The sequence below is a fragment of the Bradyrhizobium sp. 2TAF36 genome, assembly GCF_052114925.1.
Classification (GTDB): Bacteria; Pseudomonadota; Alphaproteobacteria; order Rhizobiales; family Xanthobacteraceae; genus Bradyrhizobium; species Bradyrhizobium barranii.
Genome location: NZ_JBFRFR010000001.1, coordinates 226,550 through 245,406 on the forward strand (window position 1 = coordinate 226,550; position 18,857 = coordinate 245,406).

The 18,857-nt window shown below is 61.1% G+C and carries 14 protein-coding genes and 1 pseudogene; 8 read left to right on the forward strand and 7 right to left on the reverse strand.

Going from position 1 to position 18,857, the window contains the following annotated elements; translation table 11 throughout:
* The 3 genes from AB4Z51_RS01080 to AB4Z51_RS01090 form a co-directional block, all read right to left on the reverse strand.
* A complete protein-coding gene (locus tag AB4Z51_RS01080) occupies nt 1–1,221 on the reverse strand; it encodes an MFS transporter (protein ID WP_441496865.1) in 1,221 nt (406 codons plus the stop codon).
* 159 nt (nt 1,222–1,380) lie between these two features.
* Nucleotides 1,381–2,490 (reverse strand): winged helix-turn-helix domain-containing protein, encoded by a 1,110-nt coding sequence (locus AB4Z51_RS01085; protein WP_441496866.1) that lies wholly within the window; start codon nt 2,488–2,490, stop codon nt 1,381–1,383.
* A 111-nt stretch (nt 2,491–2,601) separates the two neighbouring features.
* Nucleotides 2,602–4,188, reverse strand: a complete 1,587-nt coding sequence (locus tag AB4Z51_RS01090) for a winged helix-turn-helix domain-containing tetratricopeptide repeat protein (protein WP_441496867.1) — start codon at nt 4,186–4,188, stop codon at nt 2,602–2,604.
* Nucleotides 4,189–4,341: 153 nt separating this feature from the next.
* On the opposite strand from AB4Z51_RS01090, the gene AB4Z51_RS01095 reads away from it, so the two are divergent.
* From AB4Z51_RS01095 to AB4Z51_RS01105, 3 genes are read left to right on the forward strand one after another with little or no spacing between them, the layout of a single operon-like run.
* Nucleotides 4,342–5,259 (forward strand): DUF1127 domain-containing protein, encoded by a 918-nt coding sequence (locus tag AB4Z51_RS01095; RefSeq protein ID WP_441496868.1) that lies wholly within the window; start codon nt 4,342–4,344, stop codon nt 5,257–5,259.
* A gap of 46 nt (nt 5,260–5,305) precedes the next feature.
* Nucleotides 5,306–6,280: a Bug family tripartite tricarboxylate transporter substrate binding protein gene (locus AB4Z51_RS01100; protein WP_441496869.1), complete on the forward strand. Its 975-nt coding sequence runs from the start codon at nt 5,306–5,308 to the stop codon at nt 6,278–6,280.
* A gap of 24 nt (nt 6,281–6,304) precedes the next feature.
* Entirely contained in the window at nt 6,305–7,321 is a 1,017-nt protein-coding gene (locus AB4Z51_RS01105; RefSeq protein ID WP_441496870.1) for a methyltransferase, read from the forward strand.
* Nucleotides 7,322–7,380: 59 nt separating this feature from the next.
* Here AB4Z51_RS01105 and AB4Z51_RS01110 read toward each other — a convergent pair whose 3' ends face one another.
* Entirely contained in the window at nt 7,381–7,671 is a 291-nt protein-coding gene (locus AB4Z51_RS01110) for a hypothetical protein (protein ID WP_441496871.1), read from the reverse strand.
* An 84-nt stretch (nt 7,672–7,755) separates the two neighbouring features.
* Nucleotides 7,756–7,965 carry a hypothetical protein gene (locus tag AB4Z51_RS01115; protein WP_014498566.1) on the reverse strand — a complete coding sequence of 70 codons (210 nt, stop codon included), beginning with the start codon at nt 7,963–7,965 and terminating at the stop codon, nt 7,756–7,758.
* A gap of 299 nt (nt 7,966–8,264) precedes the next feature.
* Here AB4Z51_RS01115 and AB4Z51_RS01120 point away from each other — a divergent pair, with 299 nt between their 5' ends.
* Nucleotides 8,265–8,681: an SRPBCC family protein gene (locus tag AB4Z51_RS01120; protein WP_166076030.1), complete on the forward strand. Its 417-nt coding sequence runs from the start codon at nt 8,265–8,267 to the stop codon at nt 8,679–8,681.
* A 189-nt stretch (nt 8,682–8,870) separates the two neighbouring features.
* Here AB4Z51_RS01120 and AB4Z51_RS01125 read toward each other — a convergent pair whose 3' ends face one another.
* Entirely contained in the window at nt 8,871–10,244 is a 1,374-nt protein-coding gene (locus AB4Z51_RS01125) for a 4Fe-4S dicluster domain-containing protein (RefSeq protein ID WP_441496872.1), read from the reverse strand.
* A gap of 501 nt (nt 10,245–10,745) precedes the next feature.
* Here AB4Z51_RS01125 and AB4Z51_RS01130 point away from each other — a divergent pair.
* The 4 genes and pseudogenes from AB4Z51_RS01130 to AB4Z51_RS01145 all read left to right on the forward strand — a co-directional run bounded on the left by AB4Z51_RS01130 (nt 10,746) and on the right by AB4Z51_RS01145 (nt 17,347).
* Nucleotides 10,746–12,305: pseudogene (locus tag AB4Z51_RS01130) on the forward strand (glycoside hydrolase family 17 protein).
* Nucleotides 12,306–12,712: 407 nt separating this feature from the next.
* The gene (locus AB4Z51_RS01135) at nt 12,713–14,926 is read left to right on the forward strand and encodes an nSTAND1 domain-containing NTPase (RefSeq protein WP_441496873.1); all 2,214 of its coding nucleotides are present in this window, start codon (nt 12,713–12,715) and stop codon (nt 14,924–14,926) included.
* Nucleotides 14,927–15,334: 408 nt separating this feature from the next.
* Nucleotides 15,335–16,225 (forward strand): hypothetical protein, encoded by an 891-nt coding sequence (locus tag AB4Z51_RS01140; protein ID WP_441496874.1) that lies wholly within the window; start codon nt 15,335–15,337, stop codon nt 16,223–16,225.
* A 276-nt stretch (nt 16,226–16,501) separates the two neighbouring features.
* The gene (locus AB4Z51_RS01145; protein ID WP_441496875.1) at nt 16,502–17,347 is read left to right on the forward strand and encodes a hypothetical protein; all 846 of its coding nucleotides are present in this window, start codon (nt 16,502–16,504) and stop codon (nt 17,345–17,347) included.
* A 790-nt stretch (nt 17,348–18,137) separates the two neighbouring features.
* Here AB4Z51_RS01145 and AB4Z51_RS01150 read toward each other — a convergent pair.
* Nucleotides 18,138–18,857: IS110 family transposase (locus tag AB4Z51_RS01150; RefSeq protein WP_441496876.1), on the reverse strand; the 720-nt coding region annotated here is incomplete at its 5' end.

Here is an 18,857-nt window from a genome sequence, read left to right on the forward strand (position 1 = left end):
TCAGGCCGCGGCGCGGCCAAGGTCGAGCGATTGCTTGCGTCTTGTCGGGAAGCTCAGCGCCACTGCGACGGCGGCAAGCCCGATCGCGAAGGAGCCGGCGTGCAGCCATGTGTAGCGCTGGAAATTGTCGAATACGAGTCCGCCAGCCCAGGGCCCGAGCGCCATGCCGAGGCTTGCAAAGGCCGATACCGCGCCGAACACGGTGCCCATGATGCGCGCGCCGAAGTACTCGCGGACCAGCACGGCATAGAGCGGCATCACGCCGCCATAGGCGAGGCCGAACACGACCGAGAGCGCGTAGAATTCGCCGAGCTGCGCCACCGCGAGATAGGTCGCGATGCACATCGCCTGCACGAACAGGCCGCCGACCAGCACGGGCTTTGCGCCGATGCGATCGGCTGCCGCGCCGAGCAGCAGACGTCCGCCGAGTCCGGAGACGCCGGCGACGCCGTAGACCGTCACCGCCGTGAGCGGGGCGATGCCGCAGACCATCGCATAGGACACCATGTGAAAGATCGGACCGGAGTGCGCCGCGCAGCAGGCGAAATGCGCCGCTGCGAGCGCGATGAATTGCGGCGTGCGCAGCGCCTGCGCCGTGGTCAGCTCGATCTCCGGTGCCGTGTCGGTGCTTGCCGGGCCAGTCGCTTGCGGCGCCGGCCGCACCAGGAAGCAGGCCGGGATCAGCAGCGCCCACGCAGCGATGCCGATCACGAGCATCGCGGTGCGCCAGTCATAGGCCGTGATCAGCCAGCTTGCGGTCGGCGCAATCGTCACCGGCGACACGCCCATGCCGGCAGAGACCAGCGCCACCGCGAGGCTGCGGTTCTTTTCGATCCAGGCGCTCGCGAGCGCCATCATCGGCGCGTAGAAGCTGCCGGCAGCGACGCCGATCAGCACGCCGAAGAACAGCTGGAATTGCCACAGGCTGGTCGCCTGGCTCGCGGTCACGAGACCGAGGCCCAGCAGCAGGCTTCCGGCGAGCACCACGATGCGGGTGCCAAATCGATCCGACAGCGTGCCCCAGAAGAAAGCGGCAACGCCCATGCAGAGGAAATCCAGCGTCGCCGCCGCCGACACGCCCGCGCGCGACCAGCCCATCGCTTCGGAGATCGGCTGCAGGAAGACCGCAAGCGACAGCATCGTGCCGAAGCCGACACAGGTCATCAGCGCTCCCGCGGCGACAACGACCCAGCCATAGTCGAACCCTGACGGCTTGCTCATGCGTTTCCTCTGCGCTTTTGCTCTTGTTGATGGTGCGCGCGGGGATGGTGGCCCATCTATCGGCGGAGGGCAAGGTTACGCGCAATGCGCGGGTACAGAGCTCGTTACCTTGCAGCGCCTTGAGCATCGGCACGCGCGATGGGCCGCCGCAACGTCGACTTAGGATGTGTCTTGTGCCGCAGTTTCGCTGCCCCCGCGTGCCCGTTGCCCCGGCCACCCGTAAGCCGAGATCAGGCTCATGTCGGCCTCAAAATCCGTGCCGGTCATATTGAGGGAGCGGCTGCACTGTTGAAGGGCTTCTTCATATTGACGGAGGTGCAAGTGTGCGACGCAGAGCAGCCGCGCTGCGATGGTATCTTGCAAGACGGCCAGGTTTGCGAGGTCGCCGTCGAACCGATCCGACCAGATGTCGCGGGCGGTCTGAAGGTCGGTCAGAGATACGTTGACCCGCACCTGGTCTCCGTTGCGTCTCACCGCGCCCCGCACGGCCCAGCGGACGCGGAGATCCGTCCCGAGCTGCTGCAAATCGATCACCTTCTTCTTGTAGGTCAAGGCGGTGTCGCGTCCAACAACGAGAGTGGCGGGCGTTCGCGCGAGATCGGTGGTCAAGCCTGTCGAGATCGAGTCGGCAAAGGAGTCCTGCGCCGGACCGTCGTTGAGGCTGGCGAAGGGCAACACGACGAGAGAGAGGCGAGGCGCGATCTCGGGCCTGACTGTCGGCTGTGGCTGGATATTTTGAGCTTCCCGTTGTGCGTCGGTACGGACCGTCTTCCAGGCATTCCAGTATCCGGCAACGCCGCCGGCAATTGCGCCGATGGCGGCGACCGACGCCAGCACGCTGCCGACGAGCTTCAAACGGCCCCTGAGGTCCTCCAGCCAGCCGGCGGATCGCCGTTCGCCAACAGCGTTTGCAGAGGCCACCGGGATCGTAACTGCTGCCGTGGTTCCTGGTTGCCGATCCTCATCGTGCACGGCGCCCACGAAACGAAAGCCCTTGCGTGGAAATGTCTTGATAAGACGTTGTTGCTGGCCGGAGTCACCGATCGCGCGTCGGACGGCGTTCAGCCGGGTCGTCAGCGCCGCATCGGATACGATCCGGCCATTCCAAATCGCGTTGACGAGATCGTCCTTGCTGACGACGCGATCCCTGCTGCGGATCAGATGTTCGAGCAGATCGAGAACCTGGGGTGTGGTGGGCACCACATCGAGCCCGCGCCGCAATTCGCGCCGCTCGGTGTCCAACGCACAGTCCTCGAAGAAATAGCGCATGGCACCATTCTCCAAGCCTGCCCTCTATTCTCCGAGGGCGCGGGAGCAATAATCCGTGGAGAATAGGCCTTCGCTAGCGAAAATGTAAGCCGCGAACATTGGTCCACCCCGTCAGGGGGTGCCAACGTCGTGCTTTTCCGGAAGGCCCGCTGCGCAGAGACCCTTCTCGAAGATCGCGAAGTCATCTGCCCGGCGAAACGGTGCCAGATTCTCGAGATTGGCACGAAGATCTGGATTGCATTCAAGGGCTTGCAGGAGGGATCGTTGCGCTCGTTCATGCCGCCCGGCGAATGCGTTGCTGGCTGCGGCAATGCAGGTCACGAGCAGGAAACTCGTCTGACCACGCAATGCGGTCTCGGCGCATGATACTGCCGCGTCATAGCGGCCCGCCAGAAAATGCGCATATGCCATGGCTCCCTGCGCGTCGTAGTACATGGGCAGATCGAGTGGGCTCAATCTCACGGCATGTGCGGAGTGCTCGAGGGCGAGATCCGGCTCTCCCCTCCAAACTCTCAGCCACGCACTGGTGGCCCAGGCTTGCGCGAAGTTCGGGTTGTCAGCCAAAGCTCGATCCACGAAAGCAGCCGCGTCGTCGAACTCATGGGCTATGAAGGCGAGCGCATATCCACCCACGGACAGTGCAACCGGATCATTTGCCCCCAGTTCTACGGCCTTCCGGGCCAGCCGGGTGGCTTCCGCAATTTCCTTCGCCGGATCGCTGATCCAGCCGTTCGCCTTGCGCCGGGTATAGCACCAGGCGGCCATGGCATAGCCACAAGCCAGTCGAGGGTCGAGTTCGGTCGCCTTGCAAAAGAGCTGCAGCGCCTCGGTGTTTGCGTTGTTGGACCAACGGGATTTCGCCAGCCCGCGCAGATAATGATCATACGCATCCAGATTTTCGGGCGGCTTTCGCCTTGCCCGCTTGATCTCCTCACGCTGCAGCCTCGGGGCGATTGCGCCTATGACACTGGACGTCAGATTGTCCTGCAGATCGAACATGTCCTCGATCGGGCCCTCAAAGCGGTCTGCCCAGAGATGCGTTCCAGTTTCGGCATCGATCAGCTGTCCCGCGATTCGAATGCGATTTCCGGCCTTGCGCACGCTGCCTTCGAGTACATAGCGTACACCCAGCTCGCGGCCGACCTGCTTTACGTCGACGACCCGGCCCTTATACGCAAAGCTCGAATTGCGTGCGATCACGAACAGCCAGCGAAAATGAGCGAGGGCCATCGTGATTTCCTCCACGATGCCGTCTGCGAAATACTCCTGTTCGGGATCGGAGCTGAGGCTGACGAAAGGGAGTACGGCAATCGAGGGCTTATCCGGTAGCGGGAGGGTCGCTGTTCTCGCTTCTGACCGGTGAGGGACGGCTGAAGGGTCCGGCTCCCGCACTTCCCGAACGGCTCCGACGAAACGGAAGCCCTTGCGCGGGATCGTCTTGATCAGGCGCTGCGCTTCCCCGCAATCGCCGACTGCCGTGCGGACGCCATTGATGCGGGTCGCAAGCGCGGCCTCCGATACGATGCGCCCCTTCCAGATCGCGTTCATGAGGTCGTCTTTGCTGACGACACGCTCCCTGTTGCCGATCAAGTAGTCGAGAATGTCGAAGACCTGTGGCGCAACGGAAACAGCATCGGCCCCGCGATGCAGCTCGCGCCGATCCGTGTCGAGCACGTATTCATCGAAGAGATAGCGCAAGTTGCCACTCCCGTCGTTGGATGAAGCCGCCTCTGCACCTGCTGGGGCGTAAAGTAAGGCGCCGGTCAGGAAAATGTAAGCTGCACGTCAAGCGTGCCCGGCGAAGTCCTGACATCCTGCCCTCGGTAAAGGTATCGCCAAGGGATATCGCCGATGAGTACCATCAACGGCGTTGCACAGGTGCGACGGACTGCCACACCCGTGCAGCAAGTGACCAGCCTTTTCCTGCGGGTCTGGAGCGCATGGCAGAAGCGCCGAAGACGACTGAAGGTACAAACCGCTCTCTGTGCCCTCAGCGATCGGGAGCTGATTGATCTCGGCGCGACGCGCGCCGAGATTGACTACATTGCCTTGCAGCAAGGCCGCGCAAGGCCCGATCGTCCGGCACCCTGGCGCATTGGTAGTGCGCTTGCGATCCTGTCGCTCGTCAACCTGTTCAGCTTGATTTCCTTAGATCGCGCCGAGGCTCAATGCACTGCGCAGGATGGTTTGCGGAGGCAGCTGGCGGTCAAGGTCGACCCACCGGCTCCCAGATCGGAGATTCCGATCAGCYCCGCTGCAGATGTCCTGGCGTGGAAGACGATCCGGATAGGAACATTCACGGACACGTTCGCTCTTCGCAGCGCGATGAGCGCAATGGGCTGCGGCGTCGGGAACGCGGCCGATGAGATACTCGCTCGACCGGCCTTTACCCTAAGCCGCAAGAAGGCGGAGGTTGAGCTTGTTGCCGTGTCGGTTGCCGAGCTCGGCTTTCAAGGCGAGGCTTCGCTGCGGGAAATCTATGCGCGTGCACAACAGCTCGGTCTTGCTCTGGCGCCCGCCGAAATCGCGGCGCAGCTGAGACTCCAGTATTTGGACCAGCCGATCGGTGAGTTTCTCACCATCGGGATGGAGCCTATCGGGACGTGGGCGGGTGAAGCGGTCGTCCTGACGGTGGCGAATGGCGGAGCAGGCCTCATCCTGATCGGCCAGGACGGCCGTGAGGACGCGCAGATATCTGCGATATCCCGTTTTGTGTTCGTGCGACCCGGCTCATCCATGGCTCCAGAGACCGCAGCGATGGCCAGGTAGCATGCTGCGATCTCATTTGGTCTGGGCTCGATCAGGGCAACGGGTGATGATCACGCGTCGTGATGTGTTGTCGGCGGCCGCCGCCGCGTTCGCCGCTGCGCATATTTCACCGCGGGCGCTCGCACAGCCGATCGCGAGAACCGCGCATATCCTGACGGGCTTCACGCCCGGGCTGCAGGATGGGTTGGCGCGGCTCGTGGCCGGCCAGATGAGCGGCTATGCCGAAACCATCGTGGTCGAGACCCGGCCGGGCGCGGCCGGTCGCATCGCGGTGGAGGCGGTGAAGAGCGCCGACGCCGACGGATCGGTCATGCTGTTCGCGCCGCTCGGCTTCATGATGTTCTTTCCGCACGTCTACAAGACACTGAGATACCATCCGCGGGATTTCATACCTGTGTCGACCGTCGCCTCGACCCCGACATTGCTGACGGTCGGTCCCAGCGTGCCGGCCGACGTCAAGACGCTGGCGGACTTCGTGGCCTGGTGCCGCGCCAATCCGAAGCACGCCACCTTTGGTTCGCCGGGCGCCGGAACCTCGCTGCATTTTCTTGGCACGACGCTGGGCCGCACCGCCGGCTTCGATTTTCTTCACGTGCCCTATCAGGGCGGTGGCGCGATTCAGGATCTGGTCAAGGGCGTGATTGCCGCGACCGTCATGCCGATCGGCAGCTCGCTCGGACTCGTCCAATCCGGCGATCTTCGCGCGCTGGCGACCACCGGACCGCGCCGCAGCCTGTTTGTTCCGGCGGTACCGACGATGCGGGAGGCCGGATATCCGTCGCTCGAGGACCTCACATGGTTTGCGTTCTTCGTTCCGGCCAGGACGCCGGCGCCGATCGTCGATAAGCTCAACATCGCGATCCAGGCGGCCTTGCGCACCGACGAGGTCAAGGCCGGTATGGCAAAGCTGGCCGTCGAGCCCGACGCGATCGCCATGGAAGACTTCGGCCGGCTGATCGCATCCGAATCCGACCGGTGGAAGGCGATCGTGCAGGCAACGGGGTTCGTCCCGACCGATTGAAGCGGCATTGACAGGAGGCAACACATGAGCGGGCCGGCATCCGTGCATGATCTCGTGCAGTCGCATCGCATCACCGCGGTGATCTATGCGGCGGCGAAGCTCAATCTCGCCGAGGCCATCGGCGATGAGGCGAAATCGGTGGCCGAGCTCGCCCGGCTGGTGTCCGCCGACGAAAATGCGCTGCGCCGATTGCTCGTTGGCCTGACGACACTTGGCCTGTGCAGGCAGGCAGGCCGGGACCGGTTTGCCATGACCGAGCTCGGCCGGCAGCTCGACGAGACCGCCGATCCCTCCTTCAAGGACTGGGTTCTCTTCGAGGGCGAGATGCTCGCGCAATCCTGGATCGGACTGGTCGAATCCGTTCGCTCCGGGAAGAGCGCGGGTGAGCTGCGCGGCGATGGCGACGATCGTTATGCCGCGACGAGCAATGCGCCGGAATTCACCCGCCGCTTCAACGCTGCGATGGTCAGCCTGACGCGGAGCATCGTTCCAAGGATCGTTGCGGCGCACGACTTCGCGACCGCGCGCGTCGTCATGGATCTCGGCGGCGGCACCGGCGAATTGATCGGCGGCGTGCTCCAGCACAACCCGCATCTTGAGGGCATCGCCTTCGATCTCGCGCGCTGCGAGGCGGGAGCGCGGGCGCATTTTGACCGGCTTGGCATCGCCAATCGCTGCCGGTTCGTCGCCGGAAGTTTCTTCGAGAAGGTCCTGGGCGGCGCCGACACGATCCTGATGAAGAGCATCCTGCACAATTGGAGAGACGATCGTTGCGAGGTCATTCTGCGCAACTGCCGGGACGCGCTGCCGGCCAGCGGAACGTTGATCGTGATCGAGCGGATCATGCCGGAGCCTGCGACGACCGAGACCCAGGACCGCTCCTGCGCCATGAGCGACCTCAATATGCTGAGGGGACCTGGCGGCCGCGAGCGGACGGAAGCCGAGTACCGCAGGCTTGGCGTCCTGGCCGGCTTCGCCTTCGTCGGCACCAGCGGTGTCGGCTCGTTCAGCCTGGTCGAATTCCGAAAGGTCGGACACTGACTGCCGTCCGTTGGGGCGGCAGTCGAGTCTCATCCCATCAGGCCCTGGCGCTGGTTCGATCAGCAGCCCCGGCAGACGCCGGAGATCTTGCGATCCACGTTGGCATCCTCCTGGTCGAGGAAATCCAGCGATCCCAAACTCGCCGAGGGCACGTCGGAGGCGTGGGGCTGGCGGTGACCGACCGGGGCCGTCCACGGCCTGGTGGTCGTTTCCTTTCCGGGCAGCGACGGTTGGAAAGGTTGCGCCGAAGCTGCGCCCATCGTCGATACGATCGTGACCACAATCAGCATCTTTGAGGTAATCATAGGTGTCTCCAAATGCATCCCGCCCTGCATGTGCGGTTCAGACATTTAGATTTGCATCGAAGACCCGCTATTCCCTGTCATCGCGGAGGCGTGATACCGCCGTGGTCCGGCCTTCCGGAACGACGTTTGTCAGGCCGGCGCTTTCCTGCCGATCAGACCGAAGACGATCATGACGAGGCTGATGCCGCCGACAGCGCCCGAGACCTCTCCGACCGTGCGCATCAGGGCGGCAGGATCATTGGACCACGGCGTCATGTCCCGCATCGAGAGGAAGAACAGGACGGCGAGCACCAGCAGCACCGAGCCTACGGCAATCAATCGCCAGTTTCGCTTTCGCATGACAGACATTCCCCCGTATCGCCCACGGATGGGCGGGGCCGCTTAGGACGCAGGGAGATAGTGTCGTCGAGCCCGGGTCGGGTTCAATGGCCGCGAGCCGGATCGAACAAATGTGACCCTCATCCCCAATTTGTTCGCGGCCGCTGGTGGGTGGCCAACAGACGTTTTGACATTTTTGTGTTTTCAACGCTTTGACGGCTCGACCTTGTCGGCATGGACCAGTCTCGATCGTCCTTGGATGGACCCCGCACACGTCAGTGATGCCGTCACCTAGAAAATCGAACCAGGAGCTTATGTTCATGAGGATCACCGTTGAAACCACCGTAGCAGCCCCGATCGATCAGGTCTGGCGTGCCTATACGACACCTGCTGACATCATGGAGTGGAACGCCGCGTCCGACGATTGGCATACGACCAAGGCCACGGTCGACCTGCGGGAAGGCGGGGTCTTCTCGTCGCGCATGGAAGCCAAGGACGGCAGCATGGGCTTTGACTTCGCCGGGACTTACACGACGATCGTCGAACACAAGCTGATCGAATATTCATTCGGCGATCGCAAGGCCGAAGTCGAGTTCGTGCCCGGGACGAAGGGCGTCGTCGTCCGCGTTGTCTTCGATAGCGAACCGACACACTCGGTTGAGCAGCAGCAGGGCGGCTGGCAGGCCATCCTCGACAACTTCGCACGCCACGTGCAGGCGAAGCAGAAGACGTCGTGAAGCCGTGCGGGAGCAGGAGATGTCCCTGACGGGCGCCGTCGGCTTTCCGCGCGGAGCACCYGACGGAAATTGATCAGTCGAGGAATAGCCGGCTTGGTGGGCCGCCGCGTCGGTTGCCCCCTTCAGCCGGCGACCTCCGGTTTGCACCGGGCTCACCCGCGCGGTGGGCCAACAGGTGACGTCAAGCTGCTACGACGGCTCCACTCCCCCCGCGCGCGTCTCCGGGGGCGCGCCACGCTTCAGGGGAAGCGGCTGGTCGCCAAGCAACACCTTCACCACCACGTCACGCGCATTGCCGGGATCAAGCGAGTGCTTTGCGATCAGGTCGCTACAGTCGGCGACGATCTGGTCGGCGTCCTGCATGATCTTGAGCTCTTTGTAGCGATCGTGCCGATGCAGGCCCATGCTTTCGCCAACCACTTCAAGGATATTCATGATACGGAATGGCCAGTCGCGCTCGTGCGCGCACAGTTCGCGATGATCGGAATGATAGACCGCGACCAGTGCATCGACACTTGCATCGCGCGCCGCCTCAAGCTCCATGAGTTGCAATTCGCGCTTGTACTTTGGAAGCGCGCCGACATCCACGCTCTGCAAACCCACCGCCGGCTGGTTCAGATCGACGAGTTCGATACCGGGTACCGCCGTCAAGATCTCAGCTGCGGATTCCACGACGCCGGCCACGCCGGGATGCCTGTGCAGCGCGACCCGCATTTCGACCCTGCGCTGAAGGTGCGGCTTGAGCTGCCCCAGCCGGTCGCCGAGAAAGCGCATGAATGGGCTCATCTCGAACGGGCGCGACCCGTGCTGTCGCTCCACCGTTGGCAGGATGGTCTCCGTGTACTGGACGTAGCACGACGGGCACCAGGAGATCACCTGCCCCGAGTTCGAGTGCGACAGCTTTTCCATCGTACTCGATCCCATACGACCGGCCATCTCTGCGTCGCCGGACTTGAGCTGGAGAATGCCGCAACAATGGCTCGGTCCGCCCATCACCTGGTAACTGACGCCGAGCGCGTCCATGATATCGAGGGCAAGCAAGGCGATGTGCGGCGTCTTGAGCACATTGCAGCCGGTGTAAAACACGAAATCCGGCGTCTCAACGGGCGTGGCGACCGACGCCGATCTCTGACCCAGTCGTTCGAGCACGTCCGCATCGAGTTGCAGGCGCGAAAGCATGTTCACGCCACGACTGCCGTCGCGGTACCTCTCGACACCCCGCCGGCGCCGTTCGGCAAGCTCATTGTCCGACTTCGCGATGCCAAGCCGCGCCATGCTCAGCAGGAAACGCGGATTGACGCCATAGCTGCACGCCTTGATGCATGCCCCGCTCCGCATGCAGGACTGCGCCCATTTGCGCGACACTTCCGGGCCTTTGCCGGTACGCACCAGCTCGAGAATGCCGCCGATGATGTCTTCGGACTTTGTCGTCCGCGAGATGCCGGCCGGCTCGACACTCGGACAGGCCTCGACGCATTTCCCGCATCGCGTACAGGCGTCGAGCATGTCTTCGGCATATTCGGCCAGGGACGTCTCGAATGGGACCTCGTTCATCGGCTGCATGACCAACTCCCAGGCCTGCTGGCGGATCAGCTACGTGCGGCATACGACAGCGCCAGAACCTAACCCACAATTGGCGAGCTGTACACGAGCAGGCCGCAATCGCGTCTGCTACGCGCTGGGTGAGCCCGCTGCTGGCGTGCCCTTACTACCGGACCACCCGTGACCGATCTGGACTTCGCATTCGGGCCAACAGGCGTTCGTTAGCCGGCACGGCGACCGTCAGAGCAAGGCCGCTCTGCTGCCGGTCCCCGAAGGCCATCTCGGGAAATGGGGAGGATTATTTCTACCCGCCCCGCGGTAGCCCTAAGGCCTTTGTTGGACGTTGACTCGCCTCTTGCGGCACGGACGATCCGGCACCAGCTTTCACAGGTCAAGTAGGGACCGGCGGACGATGATCTCTGTTGTTGTCGGGTCACGACAACATGCCGGTTGACCGACGATCTCTACGTTGGAGGGTCAACTATTTCGCCCCGCACGCCTCTGGCGCTTCTCATCATATCCCTGGGTGCGATCGCCGCGGTGTGGTGGTGGCTGGCCACACCGATCAACCTGGTGCGCGCACCGATCGATCCGAATGCCAAGCTGCAATGCATATCCTACGCGCCCTTCCGCAACAACCAAACGTCGGAGTCGCCGACACCGGTGCCGCGGGACCAGATCGCGGAAGATCTCGCCCAGCTTGCCAAAATAACCGAATGTATTCGTACCTATGCGACTGATCTTGGTCTCGATCAGATCCCCGAACTTGCGTCCAGGGTGGGGCTGAAAGTCATTCAGGGAATTTAGCTCGATAGGGACCGGCAGAAGAGCGCGACGCAGATATCCACGGGCATACGGCTCGCCCGGCAATATCCGGAAACCATCACCGCACTCGTGGTCGGCAATGAGGTTCTGTTGCATCGGAAGATGACACCTTCCGATCTTGCTGCCTTGATCCGCTCGGTCAAGGCACAGGTGCCGGTCCCCGTCACCTATTCCGACGTCTGGGAGTACTGGCTGCGCTATAGGGAACTCGGTGACGCCGTCGATTTCGTCACCCTTCATATCCTGCCATATTGGGAAAATGTCCCGGTCGCGGCGAAATCCGCCGCTGCTCACGTCGACGCCGTCCGAAAGCAGGTGGCGTCGGCGTTTCCGGGTAAGGAAATCCTGATTGGAGAAACAGGTTGGCCGAGCGAAGGGCGGATGCGCGAGTCGGCGCTACCATCGCGCACCAATCAGGCGCGGGTGATCTCGGAGGTCCTCGATCTTGCCCGGCGCGAGAATTTCCGCGTCAACCTGTTCGAGGCGTATGATGAATTGTGGAAGCATGAGTTCGAGGGCACCGTCGGCGGATCGTGGGGCTTATTCGATTCCACGCAGCGCACGCTGAAATATCCGCCCGGCATCCCCGTCAGCAATTATCCGCTCTGGAAACTGCAAATGAGCAGCGGAATGACGCTGGCGATCCTGGTGTTCGGCGCTGCATGGCTGACCTCGCGCCGGAAGCCCTCGCAGCCCCGGCTCGTCTCATGGTTTGCGGTCGGAATATCGGCAACCACCGCCGGAGTCCTGTTTGGGGTAGCCGCTCAAAAGATGTTCTATGAAAGCTACGGCGCGGGCAGCTGGCTGCTGTGGGGCGCACTTCTGGCGGCGGCAACTGCCTCGCCGCTGTTCGGCGCCAACGCCCTGATGTCCGGGCGCGCACCGCCCACATTTCTGGAATTGCTGGGTCCGGAGCACTACCGGACCCCATCGGGACTGGCGATCATGCACGGATTGATCTTGATCGTAATCATCGTGATCGGCACGGAGACCGCGCTGGGCCTCATGTTTGATCCGCGCGAAAAGGATTTTCCTTTTGCGGCCCTCACTATGGCGGCGGTCCCTTTTGCGGCGATGACGCTGCTCAATCGCCCGAAGAAGGGAATCCGCCCCATGGCGGAAGCGATGTTTGCCGTCGTATTCCTGGTGGCAGCCATCTATGCGACGCTTAGCGAAGGACCGGACAATTGGCAGTCGCTGTGGACTTGTGCTGCCTATATGCTGCTTGCGGTTACGCTGTGGCGGGCGCGCGCTTGAGTAAACCTGGCCAGCCGACTTCCGTTGTGGGTCAATCGCGTCACTATGGCCGCGTGCCGATCTCTTCCGGTCTACCTCTGTGAACGGAAATCGTCAGACTGCACCGGCACGTCTCACACGGGCCACAACCGGAATACTGTTGACCTGCCATCATCAAGTGTGACCCTCTTCACACACCTTCCAGCAGAGCGACGTTAACATGACATTGAGTCGTCCCGTTGAGGAGCAGATGACGACTCGATCTTCAATAAGACGGCGATAGTTTAACGCGCTCGCCAGCAGCGCGACAATGGCGTCCGGGCAAGATCAGGTTCGGAATGACGCCTTCCATGGGATGTCGGTCTAGCTCTCAGCGACGGCTTTGCGTTTTTCAAACTCAAGCAGAAAATCTTCGAGAGTTGAAAAGCATGATCTCAGAGAACACCCAAAAGCAGCTTCTGCTCATCTCCGGGATTCTCACCGCAGCGGGTGGCCTCATCGGTGCGGCAGCTGAGATCATCAAAAAGACGATCGGGCTGCCGCTTTGGGCGGCTGTCGCCCTTTACGTCGCAATTTTTCTTCTTGGCATCTGGATGCTAGCTAAATGGCGCACACGCCATTCTCGCCTTTTAAAGCCCGATGCGCTTATGCTTGATCGCGACAGCTCCGAACATCTCGTCGGCCGTGCAGATGACATCAATAATCTTCTCCGGCGATGCCTCGCCAAGCAGATCACCTTTCTGGAAGGCGAGTCGGGCTCTGGCAAATCAGCACTCGTGCGGGCTGGGCTCCTGCCAAAACTCAAGGATCACAGATCTGTCCAGCCGCTTCTGCTGGACGATTGGTGGGTCGATGATTGGGAGTGGAGCCCGTTTAAGGCCCTGAAGAGCGCCTTGATTGCAAGTGGTACCGTCGGCTCCGATGCCAAGGCCAACCCAACTCACGGCTCGTCAGGATCGTGCGGACGACGCTTGCCCGCGCTTGTGGACGTGGAACAGGAGCTTGTCCGGCTCAATGACAAGGAAATGCGCACCCCACTAATTATCTTCGATCAGTTCGACGACTATCAAGCGCGTAACAGGGAACGCTTTCTGCCCAATAACGTATGGCTCGATCCTGCTACATTGCGACAGAGCAATCCCTTCTGGGGCATGGTCGCAGGACTCTTAGAACAGGACAAGCTGCGTTGCCTGTTTGTCACGCGGAGCGATACTGCCGCTGGCCTCAGCTCTGTTGAGTTTTTCGGATCTGTCCAGGCTTTGCGCCTAGATCGCGTGCGCTCTCCCTATATTGCCGAACTGCTCACTCGCCTCACCGAAGGCACTCCTGCGGCGCCGGTGATTGCCGATCCGGACGCAGGCTGGACCAAGCTGCGCGACCGCATCATACGCGACATTTCCGAGCAAGACGTCATACTGCCCCAGCAGCTCAAGATCATGCTCGGCGGCATCCAAGGCCTAAAACCACTCAACGTTAAGCAATATGAGCGGGTTGGTGGAGTGGCGGGAATCGAGGCGTTCTATGTCGAGCAGCAAGTCAATGGAGCCGCGCGGAAAGTCAGGATGGCCCCCAGTCAGGTCCGGGCAGTGCTTGTGGACCTGATTGATCCCTTAAACATGACCAAAACGCGGTCTCGCGGCAGCGAGGATCTTCTTGCTGTCCTTGCGAAATCGAGCGGGCAGCCCGTCGCTCGCGCCGAGCTCGACAACGCCCTGGACGAACTGGAGCGGGGGGAAGTGCTTCGCAGCCCTAGCGATCCGGGGAGTGGTCACACTGTCTACCGGCTGGACCATGATTATCTGGTTCGCGGTGTGTCGGCTGCCGAGCGGCGGGCGAACCGCTGGCACTATCTTCTTGAGGACAGGGCCAAGGCGTTTCAGGAATCCGGCACGCTTTGGAAAAAGTGGAAGGCCCTCCTGCCTGTGGGGATGCAATGCCGCCTAGCATGGGCGCGGATGAAAGGCCGGTTCCGCTACGGCAACARCCGAGGTTATGCCGCCTTGAGTCTCGCTCGCCTCCCAGCTCGGCTGTTCAGCGTAGGCGGGTCATTTGTTCTAGTTCTAGGTCTTCTGAGCTTTTTGATTTTTTGGAATATGGAAAGTAGAGCGCGGGAAGCCACCGCCACCTTCTTTAAAGAAATCCACAGCACAACAGACCGCGATCTAATTCAAGCTCGGACGGAAATGTTTATGCAGAATGTAAGAGCGCTGCAATTGTTCAAGCACGGCGAGATGCAGGCGATCGCGGGCCGGATAATTGACACGATGAATAGCACCACGAATGCGGATCAGATGATTGCCCTGAAAGGCGCACTTGTTGCCGTCGCATCGGAACTAAAGCCGGAGGAGGCGCAGACACTCGCTAGCTCCGTCATCCAGAAGATCCAGAACACGGCGGACACGGCTCACATAAGCACCCTGACGCAGGCATTTGCGGCGATTTCAGTTCTCCTGAGGCCAGACAACGCGAGGGCACTCGCTGAGCCAGTCCGCCAGGCGATCAAGGGCGAGGGCGATCCCAAGCGACGCCATGCCCTGGGATCGGCCCTTTCGGCCATCTCATCCCAACTAAAGCCGGAGGAAGTTGGGGCGCTGGATGGTTCGATCGTCGAGGCGATCCAGGGAGGGCAGGCTTTGCGTTAGTAGCCCTCTGCCAATGAGCGGCGGTCCACCCCGAAACCGGGAGAATCCGCGAATCAATCAAACGAGGCCATCCTGACTGGGTTAAGAGATCGATCGGGCTCAAGCGTCGGCAGGAGGTCCGGAATGGGTCAAAATGCGAAGGACTCAGAGCGAGAAAAGTCAGTCCGCTCTACCCCACCAAGCGGACCTCAATGAAAGGTGTCGCCACTTTGCTGATCGGCCAGCAGCAGACATTGATCAGAGACGAAAACCCAACTTCACCAACGTCGTTGGGGGGTGGATTTCAGTATGCCGGAGCGCAAGCGTGAACTAGCCCACATTGGGGAGACCCGCGCGCGTGCTAAACGGCACTGTGCGCGCCAACTAACTTCGGTTCGGCAAGAACTGGACGTTTTCGCGGAGTAGGCCATGGACAAGGATCGTCGAAACGCACTTTCCACGGAATACGGCGAGGTCTGCAGCAACTTTCGGACGCTGACCGACATCCGGTTCAAGTTGCTGGGTCTACTGCCGATCGCGACCGCCGTAGCCATTGCGCTCAAAGTCGACCACATTGATGGCCGGAGCTTTGTGTTCTCGTTGTTTGGCCTGATCGCAACGATCGGGCTCGTGACCTACAATACGAGAAATGACGAGTTGTATGATGAACTCGTGAGACGTGCCGCATACATTGAACGAAGCCTTGGTCTCGCGGATGGAGCATTTGCCAACCGCCCGCGCGCGTCGCTCAAGTTTCGTCTTTTCGGCATCCCATGGAAAGTCGACCACCGAGTAGGTATCGGCACGATTTACCTTGCGTCCATCGCTGTTTGGCTTTTCCTGGTCTTGGCGTCGTTGTCGGCTTGGCTGGCTCCGGAGGCCTCGGTATTGGCTACGCTGGCTGCTTTTGGGCTCGCAGTCATTGCGACCTGGTGGGCGAGGACGTGGATCAAGCGTAAGAAGAAAGAGGTCGATGAGGAAAAGAGATCCTTGGCCATCGAGGCCGTTCAAAAGGCGTTCTCAACCGATTTGTCGCGAGGCACGGCGGACGGGGGGCTGATAGATTTGTGCTTCAAGCTCGCGGACGAGAAGACGCGCGAAATCATCGCCAAACGGGCTCAGTTCTATGCCGGAATCGATCGCGACTCCTCAATCTACTACCCGCCGGGCGTCTCAAAGGAACAGGCTGCATGTCACTTGGTGGCGCTACTCACGGATTTGCCACCGCGGTGGCTGTTCGATTGCGCCACAAATCGAAGAGGAGACATGCCAGAGAAAAGTCCCGTATTGTTCCCGCCCCGCGCTGACGAGGTAAGGTGATAGCGCATTGATTTTCCGCTTTGGGTCAGAAGCACCAGCCTGGACCTTAGCCGACGACTTCCGGTCTAGCGCCAGCTTCGGAAGTTCTCTCGCGGCGCGAAGGGCCAAGGGGCGACATTGTCCGCGAGCGGCTGGCGCCAGAACAAATGTGAGATAGTTCATATCCGGCGCGTCGCCGACGTGTTGCCATTCCGATGTTACGGCGAAACTTCATTTCTTTCGCCACCGTGGCCGGTGCGTATCGCGCTACGGTTCGGACCGTGCGGGAGGCGTTGAATGGTCAATATCAAAGTTCCTCTTAATCCAGTGCAGAAACGCGGCTTGTGGCCGCCCAAAGGCGGGCGCGAATATCCGGTCTTAGATACGGACGACTGGTGGAAAATTGCGGCGCGCGAGCACATAGATGCGTGGGCGTTAATCGAATTCAATTTCCAAACGCACGTTCCTGAGGAGGTGAATTGGTATTTGCGAGAGCTCGTGGGTTGCCGCCACAGCCGTGACGGGGGGCGCAATTACGCGTTTATCGGGGCTGACCCGAAGCTGCGCAAAATCTATCTTCCCGCTGTGCCGCCTCCGCCCCCACCTGCACCCATACCCTGGCCCGACAAACTCAAGAAGCTCCAGTACGAGGTGGAGCATTCGAACGATCCACAAAAGGAACGGTTCCTGTGCATGCTCAAGGCGATGGAGAACCGCCGTGATGATCGCGTGATCTTTTGGTCCACCATAGCCCCGGGCCCCGAGTGGGTTGCTCCGCTTGGCGTTGAGGGAAGAGGGATTGGGAAAGCGTTGATCGATTCGCAGTGGCTCTATAAAAATATAAAGACTGTGCGGGATGTGGACCTTCTTCCGTATGGCAACGGACTACCGAGAAGCGATACTTTCGTGATCAGCTTCCACAAGTATCTGTTTGAAACGGCTTCGCCTTCCGTCGGCATACTGCGCGCGGCGAACGCAGAAATTGTCAAGACGCATGTCATGTTGGATCGTTGGGCGAACCAAAGCATGGGTGGAAGTGCGTCGATGCCGACGTGTTATCGCGCAATCAAAGAATTTATTCGCTTACAGGAGCAAAGTGATTACCCGTCTGTGATCAACTGCATCGTGACAACTGGCACGTAACCAGGTCCCTGGGCGGATGACTGCACCAATCCCCACCGCTTCAACGATTGCGGAGTCATCTGCTTCGGCGGCGTTGAGTCCACCGACACGCACCTCGCACCCGCAATTCACCACGTCAACACCCAATTGAGACATCCCATAAGCGGACTCTGTGGCACTGGCAATTGGGCTGGCCTTGGGGCTTGTTAGTGCAGCTGACACGTGTCTTCGTATTTGGGGCCTCTATGAAGCGTACGAAACAGACCTTGGCCTTGGTTGGCTCGACCCTATCGATAACCGTCATCGTCACGGCAACGTGCTTTTTGTTTTGGCACAAAAGCCTGACGGCGTTTCTTTCCTTTGTAGTTATCGTCCCGGTCTTTCTCATCCTGGCGCTAGGCCTTCTGAAACAAGCGCGCGCTCGATGAACAGGGCTTGGTATGTCTGCTTGGGTCAAAATGCGAAGAACGCAGAGTGAGCAAAGTCAGTCCGCTCTACTCCACCAAGCGGACCTCAATGAAAGGTGTCGCCACTTCGCAGATGGGCCATGTGTGGACGGCTCCGGGTTGGCAAGAAGAATCTTCACTTTGCAGCGTTGGTCGGAGCGGCCATGTGTTCGGCCTGTTTGCGCGGTTCACGTGACCGCTGGCCATAATGCCCTCCGCGGATCAGGTCCCGATCAAAAGCACGCATTCGAAGATGCCATGGCCCATGTGGGTTGTCCTGATCGCCGGATCGACCGGCGCTGCATTAAGTGCTGTTCGCCCTTCCAACCGTTACGTCACACCCGAATGTCCGGCTGTGATCTCGTTCACGCCGTGAGAGCGGCGGGTTCCCTGTAGCATTCGTTCCTGGCCATCATCGCCCATGCCATCCTGGCGAGCTTGTTGGCGAGCGCGATCGCGGCGACCTTGGTGGGACGCCGCGCCAACAACGCTGTGAGCCAGGGCCGATGCCGCGCGCCATGGATCTTGGCATAGCGGATCACGGCGAGTGCACCTGCCGTGAACAGGCTGCGTAAGTAGCGATCGCCTTGCTTACTAATACTGCCAAGCCTGTCCTTGCCCCCACTGGAGTTCTGCTTCGGCACGAGCCCGACCCAGGCCGAGAAGTCCCGCCCCGATCGGAAGGCATTGGCATCGGCAACGCTCGCGACTAGCGCCGTTGCCAGTGCTGGACCGACGCCGGGGATCGCATCCAGTCGCTTGCTCGTCGCGTTTGAGCGATGCCAGGCGATAATGCGCCGGTCGAAATCCAGGATCTGAGCCTTCAGTGCCTGCAACTGACTGCCGAGAGCCGCAAGACACGCACGGGCCACCTCCGGAAGGCGGCATTCAGCTGGATCGGCGACGACTTCCAACAGCTGTTCGACACCCCTGCGCCCGACGGGGGCGACGACCCCGAACTCTGCCAGATAAGCGCGGATTGAGTTGATGACGGCAGTCTGCTGGCGAATGAAGAGATGGCGCACGCGATGAAGCATCAGACAGCTCTGTTGCTCGATCGTTTTGATCGGCACAAACCGCATGTT

Excerpts from the sequence above, each read along its gene's own strand:
- AB4Z51_RS01115 (WP_014498566.1), bottom strand. The coding sequence starts at position 7,965 with ATGCGAAAGCGAAACTGGCGATTGATTGCCGTAGGCTCGGTGCTGCTG.
- AB4Z51_RS01140 (WP_441496874.1), top strand. The coding sequence starts at position 15,335 with ATGGACAAGGATCGTCGAAACGCACTTTCCACGGAATACGGCGAGGTC.
- AB4Z51_RS01105 (WP_441496870.1), top strand. The coding sequence starts at position 6,305 with ATGAGCGGGCCGGCATCCGTGCATGATCTCGTGCAGTCGCATCGCATC.
- AB4Z51_RS01100 (WP_441496869.1), top strand. The coding sequence starts at position 5,306 with ATGATCACGCGTCGTGATGTGTTGTCGGCGGCCGCCGCCGCGTTCGCC.
- AB4Z51_RS01110 (WP_441496871.1), bottom strand. The coding sequence starts at position 7,671 with ATGTCTGAACCGCACATGCAGGGCGGGATGCATTTGGAGACACCTATG.
- AB4Z51_RS01125 (WP_441496872.1), bottom strand. The coding sequence starts at position 10,244 with ATGCAGCCGATGAACGAGGTCCCATTCGAGACGTCCCTGGCCGAATAT.
- AB4Z51_RS01080 (WP_441496865.1), bottom strand. The coding sequence starts at position 1,221 with ATGAGCAAGCCGTCAGGGTTCGACTATGGCTGGGTCGTTGTCGCCGCG.
- AB4Z51_RS01145 (WP_441496875.1), top strand. The coding sequence starts at position 16,502 with ATGGTCAATATCAAAGTTCCTCTTAATCCAGTGCAGAAACGCGGCTTG.
- AB4Z51_RS01120 (WP_166076030.1), top strand. The coding sequence starts at position 8,265 with ATGAGGATCACCGTTGAAACCACCGTAGCAGCCCCGATCGATCAGGTC.
- AB4Z51_RS01085 (WP_441496866.1), bottom strand. The coding sequence starts at position 2,490 with ATGCGCTATTTCTTCGAGGACTGTGCGTTGGACACCGAGCGGCGCGAA.